The 18,229-nt window shown below is 28.8% G+C and carries 20 protein-coding genes; 8 read left to right on the forward strand and 12 right to left on the reverse strand.

Translation table 11 applies throughout. The features are described from left to right. Positions 1-27: 27 nt before the first annotated feature. The 4 genes from ACULEV_RS03085 to ACULEV_RS03100 all read left to right on the forward strand — a co-directional run bounded on the left by ACULEV_RS03085 (position 28) and on the right by ACULEV_RS03100 (position 3,648). The gene (locus tag ACULEV_RS03085; RefSeq protein WP_445457210.1) at positions 28-1,491 is read left to right on the forward strand and encodes a phytoene desaturase family protein; all 1,464 of its coding nucleotides are present in this window, start codon (positions 28-30) and stop codon (positions 1,489-1,491) included. A 91-nt stretch (positions 1,492-1,582) separates the two neighbouring features. Further along, positions 1,583-2,422 (forward strand): phytoene/squalene synthase family protein, encoded by an 840-nt coding sequence (locus ACULEV_RS03090; RefSeq protein ID WP_445457211.1) that lies wholly within the window; start codon positions 1,583-1,585, stop codon positions 2,420-2,422. Then, positions 2,422-2,871, forward strand: coding sequence for a sterol desaturase family protein (locus tag ACULEV_RS03095; protein ID WP_445457212.1), 450 nt, complete (start codon positions 2,422-2,424; stop codon positions 2,869-2,871). The genes ACULEV_RS03090 and ACULEV_RS03095 overlap by 1 nt, the downstream gene beginning before the upstream one ends. A 459-nt stretch (positions 2,872-3,330) precedes the next feature. Then, a complete protein-coding gene (locus ACULEV_RS03100; RefSeq protein ID WP_445457213.1) occupies positions 3,331-3,648 on the forward strand; it encodes a DUF202 domain-containing protein in 318 nt (105 codons plus the stop codon). Positions 3,649-3,778: 130 nt separating this feature from the next. Here ACULEV_RS03100 and ACULEV_RS03105 read toward each other — a convergent pair whose 3' ends face one another. From ACULEV_RS03105 to ACULEV_RS03125, 5 genes are all read right to left on the reverse strand, one after another. Continuing rightward, positions 3,779-4,783, reverse strand: coding sequence for an IS110 family transposase (locus tag ACULEV_RS03105; protein WP_445454988.1), 1,005 nt, complete (start codon positions 4,781-4,783; stop codon positions 3,779-3,781). 437 nt (positions 4,784-5,220) lie between these two features. Further along, positions 5,221-6,027 (reverse strand): LPS export ABC transporter ATP-binding protein, encoded by an 807-nt coding sequence (gene lptB / locus ACULEV_RS03110; RefSeq protein WP_445457214.1) that lies wholly within the window; start codon positions 6,025-6,027, stop codon positions 5,221-5,223. A 154-nt stretch (positions 6,028-6,181) separates the two neighbouring features. Then, positions 6,182-6,532 (reverse strand): carboxymuconolactone decarboxylase family protein, encoded by a 351-nt coding sequence (locus ACULEV_RS03115; protein WP_445457215.1) that lies wholly within the window; start codon positions 6,530-6,532, stop codon positions 6,182-6,184. Between the two features lie 6 nt (positions 6,533-6,538). Next, complete coding sequence (gene tatC / locus ACULEV_RS03120; protein WP_445457216.1) at positions 6,539-7,363, reverse strand: twin-arginine translocase subunit TatC; 825 nt, start codon at positions 7,361-7,363, stop codon at positions 6,539-6,541. Beyond that, positions 7,363-8,328, reverse strand: a complete 966-nt coding sequence (locus tag ACULEV_RS03125; protein ID WP_445457217.1) for a KpsF/GutQ family sugar-phosphate isomerase — start codon at positions 8,326-8,328, stop codon at positions 7,363-7,365. Before ACULEV_RS03125 ends, tatC begins: the two co-directional genes overlap by 1 nt. 86 nt (positions 8,329-8,414) lie before the next feature. On the opposite strand from ACULEV_RS03125, the gene recQ reads away from it, so the two are divergent. Then, positions 8,415-10,610, forward strand: a complete 2,196-nt coding sequence (recQ, locus tag ACULEV_RS03130) for a DNA helicase RecQ (protein ID WP_445457218.1) — start codon at positions 8,415-8,417, stop codon at positions 10,608-10,610. A 50-nt stretch (positions 10,611-10,660) separates the two neighbouring features. Here recQ and ACULEV_RS03135 read toward each other — a convergent pair whose 3' ends face one another. Then, positions 10,661-11,023, reverse strand: a complete 363-nt coding sequence (locus tag ACULEV_RS03135; RefSeq protein ID WP_445457219.1) for a DUF983 domain-containing protein — start codon at positions 11,021-11,023, stop codon at positions 10,661-10,663. An 89-nt stretch (positions 11,024-11,112) separates the two neighbouring features. Between ACULEV_RS03135 and ACULEV_RS03140 the strand changes: the two genes are divergently transcribed. Next, positions 11,113-11,979, forward strand: a complete 867-nt coding sequence (locus tag ACULEV_RS03140; RefSeq protein ID WP_445457220.1) for an AraC family transcriptional regulator — start codon at positions 11,113-11,115, stop codon at positions 11,977-11,979. Here the strand turns inward: ACULEV_RS03140 and ACULEV_RS03145 are convergent. Beyond that, positions 11,976-12,212: a hypothetical protein gene (locus tag ACULEV_RS03145; protein WP_445457221.1), complete on the reverse strand. Its 237-nt coding sequence runs from the start codon at positions 12,210-12,212 to the stop codon at positions 11,976-11,978. The genes ACULEV_RS03140 and ACULEV_RS03145 overlap by 4 nt on opposite strands. 80 nt (positions 12,213-12,292) lie before the next feature. Between ACULEV_RS03145 and ACULEV_RS03150 the strand changes: the two genes are divergently transcribed. Both ACULEV_RS03150 and ACULEV_RS03155 read left to right on the forward strand, forming a co-directional pair. After that, on the forward strand, positions 12,293-13,342 hold the full coding sequence (locus tag ACULEV_RS03150) for a DUF2891 domain-containing protein (protein WP_445457222.1): 1,050 nt from the start codon (positions 12,293-12,295) through the stop codon (positions 13,340-13,342). A gap of 38 nt (positions 13,343-13,380) precedes the next feature. Next, the gene (locus tag ACULEV_RS03155) at positions 13,381-14,940 is read left to right on the forward strand and encodes an FAD-dependent protein (protein ID WP_445457223.1); all 1,560 of its coding nucleotides are present in this window, start codon (positions 13,381-13,383) and stop codon (positions 14,938-14,940) included. A gap of 69 nt (positions 14,941-15,009) precedes the next feature. Here ACULEV_RS03155 and ACULEV_RS03160 read toward each other — a convergent pair whose 3' ends face one another. The 5 genes from ACULEV_RS03160 to ACULEV_RS03180 all read right to left on the reverse strand — a co-directional run bounded on the left by ACULEV_RS03160 (position 15,010) and on the right by ACULEV_RS03180 (position 17,844). Then, on the reverse strand, positions 15,010-15,522 hold the full coding sequence (locus tag ACULEV_RS03160) for a hypothetical protein (protein ID WP_445457224.1): 513 nt from the start codon (positions 15,520-15,522) through the stop codon (positions 15,010-15,012). Then, the gene (locus tag ACULEV_RS03165) at positions 15,491-15,814 is read right to left on the reverse strand and encodes a hypothetical protein (protein WP_445457225.1); all 324 of its coding nucleotides are present in this window, start codon (positions 15,812-15,814) and stop codon (positions 15,491-15,493) included. Before ACULEV_RS03165 ends, ACULEV_RS03160 begins: the two co-directional genes overlap by 32 nt. Positions 15,815-15,894: 80 nt before the next feature. Further along, on the reverse strand, positions 15,895-16,659 hold the full coding sequence (locus ACULEV_RS03170; RefSeq protein ID WP_445457226.1) for a hypothetical protein: 765 nt from the start codon (positions 16,657-16,659) through the stop codon (positions 15,895-15,897). Positions 16,660-16,706: 47 nt separating this feature from the next. Then, positions 16,707-17,219 (reverse strand): hypothetical protein, encoded by a 513-nt coding sequence (locus tag ACULEV_RS03175; RefSeq protein WP_445457227.1) that lies wholly within the window; start codon positions 17,217-17,219, stop codon positions 16,707-16,709. Between the two features lie 145 nt (positions 17,220-17,364). Then, complete coding sequence (locus ACULEV_RS03180) at positions 17,365-17,844, reverse strand: hypothetical protein (RefSeq protein WP_445457228.1); 480 nt, start codon at positions 17,842-17,844, stop codon at positions 17,365-17,367. Positions 17,845-18,229 lie beyond the last annotated feature (385 nt).

Below are 18,229 nucleotides of genomic sequence, written 5' to 3' on the forward strand. Positions count from 1 at the left end.
AAATTGTTTACTACATAAATAGTAATAATGGATAAAAAAATAATTGTCATTGGTTCTGGGTTTGCCTCTTTGTCAGCGGCTTGTTATTTAGCGAAAGCAGGAAATAAAGTTACTGTCTATGAAAAGAATGCATCTGTAGGAGGTAGGGCTAGAAGACTTTCAAGAGAAGGTTTTCATTTTGATATTGGACCTACATGGTACTGGATGCCAGGTGTTTTTGAGAAATTTTTTGCAGATTTTGGTAAAAAAGTTTCGGATTACTATGATTTAGAAAAATTATCGCCTGCTTATGATGTTTATTTTGAAGGGAATGAGAAAGTAACAATTTCAGATAACTTAGATGATATAGCAGCTACTTTTGAAAAGATAGAAAAAGGAAGCGAAAAAAAATTGCGTTCTTTCATTAAAGAAGCTCAAGATAATTATGCCATTGCTGTAGATAAAATGGTTTATAAGCCAGGAGATTCTCCTTTAGAACTTGTAACAACTGAAACTATAGCTAGAGTTGGGCAGTTTTTTTCTACCATTTCTAAAGAAGTTAGAAAGCGATTTAAAAATGAAAAGCTGATTAAAATTTTAGAGTTTCCCGTTTTGTTTTTAGGAGCAAAACCATCAAATACACCTTCTTTTTATAGTTTTATGAATTTTGCAGATTTCGGTCTTGGTACTTGGCATCCTAAAAAAGGAATGTTTTCGGTTGTTGAAGCTATGCAAGATTTAGCAATAGATTTAGGTGTTGAAATTGTTACCAATGCTACTATTTCAAAAATTTTAGTTGAAGATGAAAAAGCTGTTGGTGTAGTTGTAAATGGTAGAACTGAATTGGCAAACATTGTGCTTAGTGGAGCTGATTATCATCATTCTGAACAATTATTGGAAGAAAAAAATAGGATGTATTCTGAGAAATATTGGGAAAATAAAATATTTGCACCATCTTCTTTGCTATTTTATGTAGGTTTTGATAAAAAGTTGGAAAATGTATCTCATCATACGTTGTTTTTTGATACACCGTTTGAACCGCATGCAAGAGAAATATATGACACTAAAGAATGGCCAAAAGAACCTTTGTACTATGCAAGTTTTCCTTCAAAAACCGATTCGTTTTTTGCACCAGAAGGGAAAGAAGCAGCTACTTTTTTAATACCAATTGCTCCAGGTTTAGAAGATACAGAAGCTATTCGAAAAAAGTATTTTGATATTATTATAGATAGACTTGAAAGAACAACACAACAGACTTTAAAGCAAAATATTATATTCGTAGAATCATACTGTGTGAATGATTTTATAAAAGATTATAATTCCTATAAAGGAAATGCTTACGGATTAGCAAATATTCTAACCCAAACCGCATTTCTTAGACCCAAAATAAAGAGTAGAAAAGTTCGAAATTTATTTTTTACAGGACAATTAACAGTTCCTGGACCTGGTGTTCCTCCTTCATTGATTTCTGGAAAAATTGTTAGTGAAAAAATTATAAAAGAATTCTCATAATGAAATCGCTAATAATAGGTTTCTTTTTTGAAAAAAACATCAATAAAAAAGCGATAGCATATTTGGCTACCTACAAATAAAATTTGCATATATGAAAGCATTATTCGACCAAGCATCTATTGAATGCAGTAAAATAATTACCAAGAAGTATAGTACTTCTTTCTCATTGGCTATTAAAATGTTGGCACCAGAAATCCAAGAAGAAATTTATGCAATTTATGGGTTTGTGCGTTGTGCGGATGAAATTGTAGATACTTTTGAGGGCTATGAACAAGAAGTTTTGTTAGATGAATTTCAAGCCGAATATGAAAAAGCATTAAAGAGAAAAATAAGTTTAAATCCTATCTTAAATGCATTTCAAAGAGTTGTTCATGAATATGGATTGCATGATTTGGTTCCTCCATTTCTGAAGAGTATGCGAATGGATTTAACTAAAAAAGAATACAATTCTGTAGCAGAATATGAAGAATATATTTATGGTTCAGCTGATGTAGTAGGCTTAATGTGTTTAAAAGTATTTGTAAAAGGAGATATTGCAAAGTATGAGGAATTAAAGGAGAGTGCAATGAAATTAGGTTCAGCTTTTCAAAAAGTTAATTTCTTGAGAGATTTGAAACATGATTATGAAACACTAGGTAGGGTGTATTTTCCGGGTATTAATTTTTCTTCTTTGACCAATGCTAATAAGGAGCAAATAGTAACAGAAATTAATACTGATTTTGAAGAGGCATTTAAAGGAGTTCTACGATTGCCAGCTGAAGCAAAATTTGGTGTTTACACAGCTTATCGTTATTATAAAAGTTTAATGAAAAAGATTAATAAAACGCAACCAGAGGAGTTTTTAAGTAAGCGAATTAGCGTATCAAATCCTTTAAAATTAGTAATTTTGGGAAAATCTTACGTTCGTTATCAATTAAATATTATTGCCTAATGTCTATTTTATTATATATTCTAGTTACACTATTTACTTTTCTAACAATGGAAGGAGTAACTTGGTTAACTCATAAATTTGTAATGCATGGTTTTTTATGGTATTTGCATGAAGATCATCACCAACCTAAATACCAAGGTGTTTTTGAAAAAAACGATGCGTTTTTTGTAATTTTTGCAGTACCAAGTATTGCTTTGCTTTATTTTGGAGTAAACCCAGAGCTAAATTATTTATTCTTTATAGGTTTAGGAATTATGTTATATGGTATGGCTTACTTTTTAATACATGATGTTTTAATACACCAGCGTTTTAAATGGTTTAAGAATACTAAAAACAAGTATTTAGTAGGTTTAAGAAAAGCCCATAAAATTCATCACAAGCATTTAGGAAAAGAACATGGAGAATGTTTTGGAATGTTATATGTTCCTTTTAAGTATTTTTCGATGTAGCATTTTAAAAATTATATTGGGATGTGCTAAAGAAGAAGTTGTTTTTCAATTCACGGTATAATTCACAACTGACTTAAATACCATTACCAAGGAAATTAAAATATAAATATAATCTACGTATATTAGTTTGGTGATTTGAAGATGAAGTGGTTAAACAAACATTAAAAATTTTTAGTAACTTTGATGTTGAAAAGTTGCCACATCATTAAATAGAAAAATAGTATAAACCATTTTAGGACTACTGCATGATGGTAAAACAATAATTACTTGAAAGTTAGGATACATAGTTTAGTATCATTATTTGGATAACCGTTTTCTTTTATCATCTCCTTATTTTTTCTTTTTAATTTATGAGAAAAGGCATGACTTTAATTATTTTAGACATAGTATTTATTATGCACTTTATAAAATTTAATCACATAAAAACTGAGATAGCAAATGATAAATAAAATCAAAAAAATGGTCAAGTTCACAAATGACTATGAAAAAAAAGAAGATATCATTCTACGTGATCATTTGGCAATGGAACGTACTAAATTAGCTAATGAAAGAACACTTTTGTCTTATATCAGAACATCACTTTATCTTATACTTGGTGGAATTGCATTTTTAGGTATGAAAGATTTGGAAGAAATTAAGTGGTTGGGATATTTTTCTCTAACACTTTCTATGATTGTTATTTCTATAGGAATTGCTCGTTTTTTTCAACTTAAAAGGCATCTAAAAAAAATGTATAGACCCATTCCTATTCCGAGTGACCCGACTAATGAATTGTAAACACTTAACAATGTAATTTCAATTATAGTACAAAAAAGTAGATAAAACTGAAGACTTCATAGAGATCATACTTCAGATTATTATCCAGCTCCGCATTCTATGATAAAAAACAACTAAAAAAGATTAAATTTTATGATGCAAATTTATAAGTATTGATATATGGAGTTTCTCTGTTTACAACAGCAAAGACTCTACTTATAAGTTTGCATCTAATATTGTTTAATACAAGCATTGAGTTTTTACCTTCTTCTTTCTTCTTTGAATAGTACTCCTTCAATTGTGGATCATATTTTAATGTGGTCATGGCACACATTTGCAATAATGACTTCATTTTTTTATCAGCCATATGATTTACTTTAGTTCTTCCTTTTATACTTGTTCCAGAACTATATTCAAATGGGGCAACTCCAGAATAACAAGCAAATTGTCTCCAGTTTTTAAAAGAGGAAAATGCTTTTGTCGCTATAATAAAATAAAGACTTGTTTGCTCACCAATACCAGGAACTGATTTTATTAATTTATATTGATTGTTTAATTTTTCATTGGATTTGATTATTTCTTTAATTCTCTTCTCAATTTTACAGATACTTTTTTTGATACTATTTATCAAAGATTGGTTGATTGGTAAAACTTCTTTATAAACCTCTTTAATAACAAACTCGCTATTTTCCTTGGTTGTTTCCAGAAGCAATAAGGATTTAAGTGCTTTTTCTCTTTCTGTATAAAGCATTTTTAATTTTTGTATATCAATTTCTACCAACTCGTTTAATCTTAATTTATCAATATTTCTAAAACTATAATATGAAATATCTTTAGCATCTGTTTTGTCATTTTTACCTCTTGATATTCCTTTTGAACGTTTGATTTCAATAGCTGGAACAATCCATAAATCTAATTTCAAACCTAATAAAATATAACTTAAATGATTGGTGTAAACACCTGTATTTTCACAACAAAACAAAATGTCTTTTACATCAATTTTTCGTTTAGTCAATAGTTTTACAAATTCCTTTATTGATTTTGGATTATTATTAATCACAAAATGTTCTGACTGTAATGTTTGAGAATTTAATAGGTTTACATCTAACTTTAATTTTGAAATGTCAATTCCTGAGTGAAATAAATAATTTTTCATAACTTTGAGATTAGGATAAACAAAAATGTTGAACTTCTTTAGAGCCTTTATTAGACCGCTATGTCTATCATTCTATTTGAAGCAATTCAACTGGGTTCAAGGAGAAGGCAGAGGACTACTGCGGAGCATAGTTCTTATACTAGCAAAGTCTAAAGTTCACCTCTGCTTTCCTTTGAATAAATTTAATCATTTTTTATCTAATCCAAAGTAAAGGCAAAGTCTCCTGACTTTGAGGACTAATTATTTTGAGATTTTGCTTAGCGTTTAAAAAGACTAAAGTTCTATTTTAGCCCCGATTGTAGCAAGTTACCATGTAACGCGGAAAGCGGGTGGAATTTTCTACTGAAGACTATTTGCGGTGCTCCTAATTATTTAAATACAGGCAAACCTCTTAAGTCAAAAACAAAAAAGAGAACTAATCAGTTCTCTCTTTTCTTCTATTCTTTATTTTGTTCCTCTTTCATAAGTTCTCCTTTTCCATGAATTATGGTCGTTTTTGGGGCTTCAAAATCGATTTTTTTCTTTCTTAATTCAAAGTTTTGTCCTAGATAAACACGTCTTACTACTTCATCTTCTGCTAATTCTTCTGGTTTTCCTGCTTTAAGAATTCCTCCTTCAAACATTAAATATGTTTTGTCGGTAATAGCTAACGTTTCTTGTACGTTATGGTCAGTTATTAAAATACCAATATTTTTGTTTTTTAATTGTGCCACAATTCTTTGAATGTCTTCTACAGCAACAGGGTCAACACCTGCAAAAGGTTCGTCTAATAAAATAAATTTTGGATCAGTTGCTAAAGCTCTTGCAATTTCTGTACGTCTTCTTTCACCACCAGAAAGTAAATCTCCTCTATTAGTACGAATGTGTTCTAAGGCAAATTCTGCGATTAATTCTTCCATTTTTGCTTCTTGTTCAGCCTTTGAAAGCGAGGTTAATTGCAATACACTCAAAATATTATCTTCGATGCTTAATTTTCTAAAAACAGATGCTTCTTGGGCTAAATAACCAATTCCGTTTTGTGCACGCTTGTACATCGGAAAATTAGTAATATCCATATCATCGAGATAAATATTACCACTATTAGGTTTAACTAATCCTACAATCATGTAAAAAGAAGTTGTTTTTCCAGCTCCATTAGGACCTAATAAACCTACAATTTCTCCTTGGTTTACTTCTACAGAAATCCCTTTTACAACACTTCTTTTTTTATAGGTCTTTACTAAATTTTCTGCTCTTAATTTCATTTTGATAATGTGTCAATTTACTAATGAGTTTGTAAAAATATAAAATTTAATGTGAGTTCAAATTTTATTGGTAGTAGATTAACATTTTTGATGATGCGATTGTTAATCAATTTTAATTGCTTAACGGAATACGTAGACTGCTCACTGTAACTAATTACTGAGCACTTTCCTCCAGCGCTTCCCAAAACTCATAAGCTCTTCTTAAATGAGGTATTACAATTGTACCACCTACTAAGGTAGCAATTCCCATAGCTTCCATCATTTCTTCTTTAGTAATTCCTTCTTTGTGAGAGGTTTCTAAATGGTATTTGATGCAATCATCACAACGTAAAACAGCAGAGGCTACTAAGCCTAAAAGTTCTTTGGTTTTGACATCTAATGCTCCAGGCATATAAGCATTGGTATCTACATTAAATATTCTTTTAATCACTTTATTGTTATCGGCTAACAATTTTTCATTCATTTTTGCACGATAATCGTTGAATTCTTGAACTAAATTAGACATAATATATTATTTTGTTAAAGAGGTTGTGGTAATTTGTTTTTTAACAACGGCTGCACTTATAAAAATACTAATTTCATATAATAGCATTATTGGAATAGAAACAATAATTTGGCTCAATACATCTGGTGGTGTTATAATTGCAGATAAAATTAAGATTATTACTAGGGTGTATTTTCTGTACTTTCTTAAAAATTCGGGTGTTACCAAGCCTATTTTGGTTAAAAAATAGATAATTATAGGTAATTCAAATAATAAACCACTCGCTACTGTAGAAGTTTTCATTAAACTGATATAAGATGTTATATCAATTGAATTGTTTATCTCAGCACTAACAATATAACTCGCAAAAAATTGAACTGATAAAGGAGCTATTAAATAATAACCAAATAAGACACCAATAAAAAATAAAAGTGATGAAATAATGATAAAAGCAGAAGCATATTTTTTCTCATTGTCATACAAAGCTGGACTAATGAACTTCCAAATTTCCCACAAAAGGAAAGGAAATGATACTATAAATCCTACAGTGATAGAGGTCCACATGTGAATAGAAAATTGTCCGCCCATTTCTCTGTTCTGTATTGGTAAATTAATTTCCGATACACATAGACTCTCACTTAAGCCAAATTGTTGTGAAAGATCACAAAAAAATTGATAAGTAATGAAATTTGGATTTTTTGGACCAAAAAGAATTTGATCAAAAATAAAATTACTAAAGAAAAAAGCTATCACTGAACATGCAAGAATTGCAATAGTACCTCTTATTAATAACCATCTTAATTCTTCAAGATGGTCTAAAAACGACATTTCTCCTAAATTTTTCTTAGCCATTATACAATACCTTCTTTTAAAATGTCATGTAAATGTAATATTCCTTTGTATTTTCCTTCATCTGATACTACTAATTGAGTTATAGCATTGTTTTCTAAAATACTTAACGCATCTGCAACTAAAATTGAAGAGTTAATATTTTTAGGATTTTTAGTCATAATATCTTTTGCATGCAAATGTGTAAAGGTATCATTTGTATTTAACATTCTTCTAATATCTCCATCTGTAATAATACCTATAATACTTTCATTATCAATGACAGCGGTTACACCTAATCTTTTTTCTGAAATTTCCATGATAACTTTTTTGATACTTGCATCTGGAGTTACTTGTGGTGTATGTGTGGTGTCTAACATGTCTTTTACTCTAAGTAATAATTTTTTGCCTAAAGCACCACCAGGATGATAAATAGCAAAATCTTCACTTTTAAAATTACGTAATTCCATTAATGCTACAGCTAATGCATCCCCTAAGACCAATTGAGCAGTTGTACTATTAGTAGGAGCTAGATTGTTTGGACAAGCTTCACTTTCTACATAAGCATGTAAAATATAATGCGATTCTTTTCCTAAAAAGGAATTAGTATCTGCTGTCATTCCAATTAGTACATTACCGAAACGTTTTAATAAAGGAACTAAAACTTTTATTTCAGGGCTATTACCGCTTTTAGAAATACAAATAATAACATCATCAGGTAAAACCATTCCTAAATCACCATGAACCGCTTCAGCAGCATGAAGAAAAACAGAAGGTGTTCCTGTAGAATTTAAGGTAGCTACAATTTTTTGAGCTATAATGGCACTTTTTCCAATACCAGTAATGACCAATCTGCCTTTAGAATTTAAGATGGTTTCTGTGGCTTTGGCAAAGTCTTCAGTTATATATTCTGTTAGATTAGCAATGCTCTTACTTTCAGTTAAAATGGTGTTTTTTACCGAATTCAAAATGGTTGTTATTGTGTCCAAAGTATTAAATAGATTAATGTTTTGTTTTTTTAAAGAAAATTGTATCTTTATGTTTGCAAATTTAGGTAAAATCATATTAATAGAGAATGAAACCAAACGAAATTGATTTACACAAAGAATTAAAAAAATATTTCGGGTTTAACCAATTCAAAGGACTTCAAGAACAAGTTGTTAATAGTATTATTTATGGAAATAATACTTTTGTTATTATGCCTACGGGTGGAGGAAAATCACTATGCTATCAACTTCCTGCGCTAGTTTTAGAAGGTACTGCTATTGTTGTATCTCCGCTTATAGCCTTAATGAAGAATCAAGTTGATGCCATTAGAGGCATAAGTTCAGAATCGGGAATAGCCCATGTATTAAATTCTTCATTGACAAAAACTGAAATAAACGCAGTAAAAAGCGACATAACTTCTGGGTTGACCAAATTGTTATATGTTGCTCCTGAATCATTAACCAAAGATGAATATATTCAATTTTTGAAAGGAGTGAAGCTATCATTTGTTGCTATAGATGAAGCGCACTGTATTTCAGAATGGGGTCATGATTTTAGACCAGAATATAGAAACTTAAAATTTATTATTAAGCAATTAGGTGATATTCCTATTATTGGTTTAACAGCTACTGCTACTCCAAAAGTACAAGAGGATATTCTGAAAAATTTGGATATGTCTAGTGCTAATACATTTAAAGCTTCTTTCAATAGGCCTAATTTATTTTACGAAGTAAGACCAAAAACAAAAAATATTGAAGGAGATATTATTCGATTTATAAAACAGAATAAAGGAAAATCAGGTGTTATTTATTGTTTGAGCCGTAAAAAAGTGGAAGAAATTGCACAATTACTTCAAGTTAATGGAATTAGTGCAGTTCCTTATCATGCAGGATTAGATGCTAAAACACGTGCCAAACATCAAGATATGTTCTTAATGGAAGATGTAGATGTGGTTGTGGCTACTATTGCTTTTGGTATGGGAATAGATAAACCAGATGTACGTTTTGTTATTCATCATGATATTCCAAAATCATTAGAAAGTTACTATCAGGAAACAGGTAGAGCAGGTAGAGATGGTGGAGAAGGACATTGCTTGGCTTATTATTCTTATAAAGATATTGAAAAGTTAGAAAAGTTTATGGCTGGTAAACCTTTGGCAGAACAAGAAATTGGTTATGCTTTATTACAAGAAGTGGTTGCTTATGCTGAAACTTCTATGTCTAGAAGGAAATATTTGTTGCACTATTTTGGAGAAGAATTTGATTCTGAAACAGGTGAAGGAGCAGATATGGACGATAATGTGCGTAATCCTAAGAAAAAAATTGAAGCCAAAGACCAAGTTCAATTATTGTTAAAAGTTGTAAAAGAAACTAAAGAACAATTTAAATCTAAGGAGATTGTACTAGCTCTTACTGGAAAAATAAATGCAATTGTAAAAGCACATAAGATTGATAATCAATCCTTTTTTGGAAAAGGCAGTGATTTTGATGATCGCTATTGGATGGCATTAATAAGACAAGTTTTAGTAGCTGGATATATTAAAAAAGATATTGAAACTTACGGTATTATTAAGTTGACTAGTAAAGGAGAAGATTTTATTAAAAATCCAATAAGTTTTATGATGTCTGAAGATCACGAATACAGTGAAGCGGAAGACGAAAATATTGTGGCTGCTGCAAAATCTTCTGGAACTACAGACGAGGTTTTAATGAGTATGCTAAAAGATTTGCGAAAAAAAGTTGCTAAGAAACTAAGTGTTCCACCTTTTGTGGTTTTTCAAGATCCTTCATTAGAAGATATGGCTTTAAAATATCCTATTTCTGTTGAAGAATTAGGAAATATTCATGGAGTAGGAGAAGGCAAGGCTAAAAAATATGGAAAAGATTTTGTAGAACTAATAGCTAGATATGTTGAGGATAATGATATCATTCGTCCTGATGATTTAGTAGTGAAATCTACTGGAGCTAATTCTGGTTTGAAATTATATATTATTCAAAATGTAGATAGAAAATTAGCTTTAGATGATATTGCAAAAGCAAAAGGTCTTGATATGGATGGTTTGTTAAAAGAAATGGAACAAATTGTGTATTCGGGTACAAAATTAAACATTAGTTACTGGCTAGATGATATTCTTGATGAAGACCAACAAGAAGAAATTCATGATTATTTTATGGAATCGGAGTCTGATAATATAAAAGATGCTCTAAAAGAATTTGATGGTGACTATGATACCGAAGAATTAAGATTAATGCGTATTAGATTTATTAGCGAAGTAGCTAATTAAGAAAATATTTAAAAAATAAAATAGCCTCAATCTATATCATTGAGGCTATTTTATTTGGAATAGTTTTTAAATATATAAATCCATATTAATCGAGATAGTTTAATGTTAAATATAGAAAGAGTTAGAATAGTTACTCCTATAATAGGAAAAATTCTCAAATCGAAAGTTTTATCAAAAAAAGGAGTTGCAATAAAATAAATGATTAATGCTTCTGCACAACCAAGAGCATAATTTACAAACATGGCTCCAAAAAAGAACCCAGGCTCTTTTTCAAACTTAAAATTACAATTAGGACAATTTTTATGCATTTGGGGGAAACCAAATCCTAAATTAAGTAATCCATTTTTAAAGATAGTACCTTTTGAGCAGTTAGGACATTTGTTGCTAAAAAGATTGAGTATATTGTTTTTCATTTTATTAAATTTTAGCAAAATTAAGCTATTATTCATTTTAGAAAGTTTTGTATATTCGCTAAAAAGTGCACAAAAAAGACATTTTGTATATGAAGCAATATCCTGTTTATGAAATAGAAAACTTTGAACAAAATATATTTTATAATAATTGGTATGTCAATTCTTTTAAAGAACATTTAAAGAAGCATCATTTTATTGAAAAGTTGCACCGACATAATTTTTATTTGTTGGTCCTTTTTACAAATGGAAAAGGAACTCATACTATAGATTTTGACACTTTCGAAATTACTAAAGGAAGTCTGTTTTTAATGCAGCCTGGACAAATTCATTCATGGCAACTTTCTTCAGATATTGAAGGGTTTATTGTGTTTTATTCTAAAGAAATATTTAACCTGCATTTTGAAAGTAAAAAAATTGAACAATATCCTTTTTTTCAATCTTTTAAAAATAATCCTGAAATTCTTTTATCTGAAAAAAACATAGTACAATTAAGCTCTTATTTTAATATAATGATTGAAGAGAGTAGTGCAAATTTGGGTTATAAAAAGGATAAGCTGTTGAATCTTTTAGATGTAATTCTTATTGATATTTCAAGAATTTACTCTTCTGAAATGAATCAAGAAAAGCCCATTTACAATTATAAGTTAAAGCAATTTGATCTATTATTGGAAGCCTATTTTAAGACTGAAAAATCACCTTCTTTCTATGCAGATAAAATGGCAATTACGTTGAAACATTTGAATAGGATAACCAAAACTATTTTGAATAAAACTGTAACAGAATTAATTACTCAAAGAGTTATTCTCGAAAGCAAACGCTTGTTAGTAGAACGCAATTTAAGTTTGATTCAAATTGCTGATGAATTGGGTTTTTCTAGTGCTAATTATTTTGTAAAATTATTTAAGAAACAGGAAGGAATGACTTCAAAAGAGTTTCTGAAACAAATCTTTAATTAAGAAATGTAAACTTCACCACGATGAGGTTTTAAAACATCTCTTACAGGAATCATGTCTTTTTCTTCAACCACTAGAAATGCAATTGCATACATGTCATTGATAATTTCAAATCCAGTTATATTTAAAGAAAGTCTTTCATTATGAATATATTCTTTTAAGTGTATTTCATGATGCTCTGCTGTTTTAGCTGCAGCCTGACCTTTAAAATCCCAAATTAATTTTATCTTACGCATTTTATACTTTTTAAATAGCTTTCTTTAGAAAAGAAGTATCAAAGGTAGGTTTTTATTAAATTTGATGAAAACTTTATCAAATGAAAAACTTTTTCTTCCTTATTTTCTGTGTTAACCAAATTTTCTCACAAGAGTTAACAATAGAACAAGCTAATCATTTAGCTACTTTACCTATAAAATGTCTCCAACAAGAATATCCTAATAAATTAAACCAATTCTTGATTGACGGTTCAGAATTATTATCTCCTAAAGAATTGCATCCCGCTTTTTATGGTTGTTTCGATTGGCATTCTTCTGTTCACGGACATTGGAGTTTGATTTATTTGCTAAATAATTTTGCTAACTTAGAAAATAAAGAAAAAATCATTGGTAAACTTCAAATTAATTTATCAAAAGAGAATATTGAAAAAGAAATAGCCTATTTAAGTAAACCTCATGAGAAATCTTATGAAAGAACTTATGGTTGGAATTGGTTATTAAAACTTCAATTGGAATTAGAGAAAAGTAAACATTCTTTTGCAAAGCCTTTAGCAGATAATTTAAAACCATTAACAAATTTATTAATTCAGAGATATACCGAATTTCTACCAAAATTGTTGTATCCTATTCGAGTAGGAACACATTCAAATACTGCTTTTGGTTTAACCCATGCTTGGGATTATGCAGTTTATTCAAATAATATTGAATTTCAAACCGTTATAAAAGAAAATGCTTTACGAATGTACTTTGGTGATGAAAATTGTCCGTTTACTTGGGAACCTAGTGGAACCGATTTTTTGTCACCCTGTATGGAAGAAATAGGATTGATGCAACGCGTTTTATCTGAAAAAGAATTCTTAAGTTGGTTGAAAAAATTTGCCCCTAATTTATTTAAAAAAAGTTTTGAATGGCAACCCGCAAAAGTTTCAGATAGAACAGACGGTCATTTAGTGCATCTTGATGGATTAAATTTTAGTAGAGCTTGGAATTTGTATGGACTAACTAACCAATATTCTAAAAAGTTTTCCCATTTGAGAAAAATAGCCGATGGGCATTTACAATTTTCATTACCTTCAGTTGTTGATGGAAATTATGAAGGAGAACATTGGTTAGCTTCTTTTGCATTACGTGCTTTTGAAGCGAAAAACTAAATTCATTTGTTTACTTTTGCAGAAAATATATCAAGAAAATGCCTCGCGAATTTCAATTTCAAGTTTCACCAGAAGTAGCTGCTAACGAAGCTTTGTTAGCGAATCATGTTGCCAAATTATTTCAAGTTTCTCCAAAAGAAATTCAAAAAGTAGTTGTGGTGAAACGTTCTATTGATGCTAGACAAAAAGCAATCAAAATTAATATTAAAGCTATGGTTTTTTTGGTAAACGAGCCTTTTGTTGAAAATAAAATAGAATTGCCAGATTATCCCAATGTGACTAATGCTCAAGAAGTAATAGTTGTGGGTGCTGGTCCAGCAGGTTTGTTTGCCGCTTTGCAATTAATAGAGTTAGGTTTAAAACCTATAGTTTTAGAACGAGGAAAAGATGTGCGAGGCAGACGTAGAGATTTGAAAGCTATAAATGTAGATCATATTGTAAATGAAGATTCAAACTATTGTTTTGGTGAAGGAGGAGCAGGAACTTATTCTGATGGTAAATTGTACACTCGTTCTAAAAAAAGAGGAGATGTAGATAGAATCTTACAATTATTAGTTGGTTTTGGTGCTTCAGATGAGATTTTAGTGGAAGCACATCCTCACATTGGAACCAATAAATTACCACAGATTATTCAAGATATTAGAGAAAAAATTAGAGCTTGTGGAGGACAAGTTTTGTTTGAAGCTAAAGTAATAGATATTTTAATTAAAAACAGTGAAATAAATGGAGTGGTTTTAAAAGATGGAACTATAATTCATTCGAAAAAACTAATTTTAGCTACAGGACATTCCGCTCGAGATATTTTTGAATTATTAGATAAAAAAGAAATTCTTATTGAAGCCAAACCTTTTGCACTTGGTGTTCGTGCAGAACATCCTCAAGAATTGATTGATAAAATTCAATATTCTTGCGATTTTAGAGGAGAATTTTTGCCACCAGCTCCTTATTCAATAGTAAAACAAATAGCAGGAAGAGGAATGTATTCCTTTTGTATGTGTCCAGGAGGTGTAATAGCACCTTGCGCTACAAGTCCAGGTGAAGTAGTTACAAATGGTTGGTCTCCTTCAAAACGAGATCAGGTGACTGCAAATTCTGGTATTGTAGTAGAATTGCGATTAGAAGACTTTCAACCTTTTGCAAAGTTTGGAGCGTTAGCAGGAATGGAATTTCAGAAAGCTATCGAGCAAAAAGCATGGCAATTAGCAGGTTCAAGTCAGAAAGTACCTGCTCAAAAAATGGTCGATTTCACTCAAAAGATAGTCTCTTCAGAAATCCCTAAAACTTCATATGTTCCTGGAACAACTTCAGTAGAATTAGGAGATGTATTTCCAAGTTTTTTAACAAATACGATGCGAGAAGGATTTGTTCAATTTGGAAAATCAATGCGTGGCTATTTTACAAATGAGGCTATTTTACACGCTCCAGAAAGTAGAACCTCTTCACCAGTTAGAATTCCACGTGATCCAGTTTCATTGGAACACTTTCAAATAAAAGGATTGTATCCATGTGGAGAAGGAGCTGGTTATGCAGGTGGAATTATTTCTGCTGCAATTGATGGGGAAAAATGTGCTTTGAAAATAGCAGAAAGTATCCATTAAAAATTAATTTTTGTTTAATGTTTCTAATAAATTAAAAAGACTAGTTTTGGATAAACTAGCCTTTTAAAATTATTCTTCAAAACAAGTGGCACAACTTATATCCACTTGCTTTACCTTTATTTTCCTCCCTTTTATTTCATCTTTATCTATTAAATAAATAGTCTTTTTATAAATAGCTAAATAAGTTTCTAAAAAACCATTTTTAGTAAAAAAATCGATGTCTAAAATAATATTTTTGTTTTTCTTTAAAAACGATTTTTTTTCTATTCTTTCATCGTTTTTAATTCCTTCTTTTAAATCATCACGATCTTTATACTTATTACTTATGAAAAGTATTGTATTAGTTGGGTCAGGGTCAAATTTATAAGTCAAATAATTCTCATAGAATTCAGATTTTTCAGTAGTTATAGCTTTTTCTCTATTTGATTTTTTTTTGTCTTTGTCAAAATAAACATATATAGTGTCTGAACGCTTTATTGACTCAAAAGATTGAGAGAACAAACTACTTTTGAATGATAAAATAAATAAAAAAACAACTAATGTTTTTGTTTTACTGACAATCTTTTGATGTATTTCTTCCATTTCTATTGTATTCTAAATGTTTTCTTAGCTCGATTGGATTATTATTTATGTTATTCATATAGCTTTGAGAGTTATGTAAACCTTCATAAGTAATATACTTATAAAAATGCATAAAATCAAAGTTTTCAATAACTGTTCCATTTGCATCTGTTATTGGTGTAATATTAAAATCGGCAATATCACTCGGTGATAATAAATCGTTAACAATTTCAGAAAGAATATTTTTAAACACAGGAATCATATGTTGAGACATAAAATTATGTTCGGTAGCTGGTGTAAAATAATAATACATTAACTCTTCTAGTTCTAAATTAGATAAAGAGTACTAGTACTCTTAACTAAAAAGACTAGTTATTACTAGCCTTTTTAAAATTATTCCTCAAAACAATCAAAACAACTCATCCTTACTTGTTTTACTTTTATCTTTCTTCCTTTTATTTCATCCTTATCAATTAGATAAATGGTTTTCTTATAAAGTAAGTTAAATGTGTTTTTAAATCCATTTTTTTCAAAAAAATCAACATCTAAAATAACATCTTTATTTTTCTTTAAAAATGATTTTTTTTCAATTCGCTCATCAGTTATAATCCCTTTTTCAACATCATCAAAATCTTTGTAAGTATTACTAACAAAAAATATCGTATTGATTTTATTAGGATTAAATTCATAAGTTATATAATTTTTAAAAAAAACAGATTTATGCCTATTTGCATCAGGATACCTTCTTATTTTTTTATTAGTCTTATCAATATATATGTATATTGTGTCTACTTTTTTTATATCTTCAACGTTTTGAGAGTATATATTACTAGAATATATCAAGATAAAAATAAACGCTAAAAACAGTTGTGTTTTATTGACAACTTTTTGATGTACTTTCCGCATATTGATTATATTTAGTGTGTTTTGTTGATTCAATAGGTTATTTGCTATGTTGCTTAAATAACTTGATGTATTATGTAAGCCTTCATAAGCAAGTGAGGCATAAAAATGTTGAAAATTAAAATTTTCAATAAAATTACCATTTAAATCATTTATTACTGTATTGTTTAAAGTTAATATATCGCTTTGAGGTATTAAATCTGTAAAAATTTCAGAAAGGATAATTTTAAATTGAGGAATCATATGATCAGACATAAAATTATAAAATAAAAGACTAGTTACTTAAAACTAGCCTTTCTATATTATTCTTCAAAACAAGTGTAACATCTTACATCTATTTGTTTTACTTTTATTTTGCTCCCTTTTATATCATCTTTATCAATTATATAAACCACTTTTTCATATATAGCAAAAAATGTTTTCTTAAAACCGTTTTCTGTGAAAAAATCGATATCTAATATAATATCTTTGTTTTTCTTTAAAAATGATTTTTTTTCTAACCTTTCATCGTTTTTAACACCTTTTCTTAAATCATCAAAATTTTTATATGTATTACTTGCAAAACTTATTATATTCATAGGATCAGGATTAAACCTATACATAACATAATTCTTGTAGAATTCAGATTTTTCATTAACTGAGGAGTCTTCTCTAATTGAATGTTTTTTGTTTTTATCAAAATATATATAAACGGTATCCACATTTTTTATTTGATCTAAAGATTGAGAATATATAATTCCTTTAGAGAATAAAATAATGAAAAGTATTATAAATATTTTTGTTTTATTGGCAATCTTGTGATGAATCTCTTGCATAATCATTGTATTTATTGTGTTTTCTTAATTCAATTGGGTTATTTGCTATATCGTCTATGAAACACGGTGTATTATGTAAACCTTCAAAAGAAAGTTGTGTGTAAAAGTAAAAAAAGGCTAGTAAATTATTACTAGCCTTTTAAAATTATTCTTCAAAACAAGTGGCACAACTTATATCCACTTGCTTTACCTTTATTTTTCTTCCTTTTATTTCGTCTTCATCGATTAAATAAATTGTTTTCTTATAGAGAGCAAAAAATGTTTTTTTAAATCCGTTTTCTGCAAAAAAATCATAATCTAAAATAATGTCTTTGTTTTTCTTTAAAAATGATTTTTTTTCTATTCGTTCATCGTTTTTAATTCCCTTTCTCATATTATCATAATCTTTGTAGGTATTACTATTAAAAAGTATAATGCTAGAAGGGTGTGGATTAAACCCATAAGTTACATAATTTTTATAAAAATCAATATGCTTGTTTGCATCATGGTATTTAACGGTATTTTTATGTTCTTTATCAAAATAAATATATAAAGTATCAGCTTTTTTTACAGCCTCAAGAGATTGACTATTTAAAATACTTATTGAAAAAAAAGTAATAAAAGATATCATTATTGTTTTTTTCATATTGTGATTATTTAAAAAGACAATTGCCTAATAGATTAGTCAATTGTCTTGCTCTTTATAATAAATTAGTAACTATATTAATTATGATTGTTCTCTTTGATATTGTATGATTTCGTTGATTATTATGTACCTATATTTCTTATTATCATTTAAAATTATTATTACCTTTTTATTTTCTAATGTCTTAAAAAAGTCAATGAAATTAAAGTCAAAATTGTAATTAAATTCGATTAAATTCTTTTTAACTTTTTCCCTTTTAATGTATGATTCTTTGTAACTTATAAAAACAACACTATCATTTTGTTTGTTAATTATTGTAAATTTTTCGAAATCCTTATTAAAAGACCACTTCTTAATTATATTTTGACTTTCGCTTATTTTAAAA

The organism is Flavobacterium sp. HNIBRBA15423 (assembly GCF_052655965.1).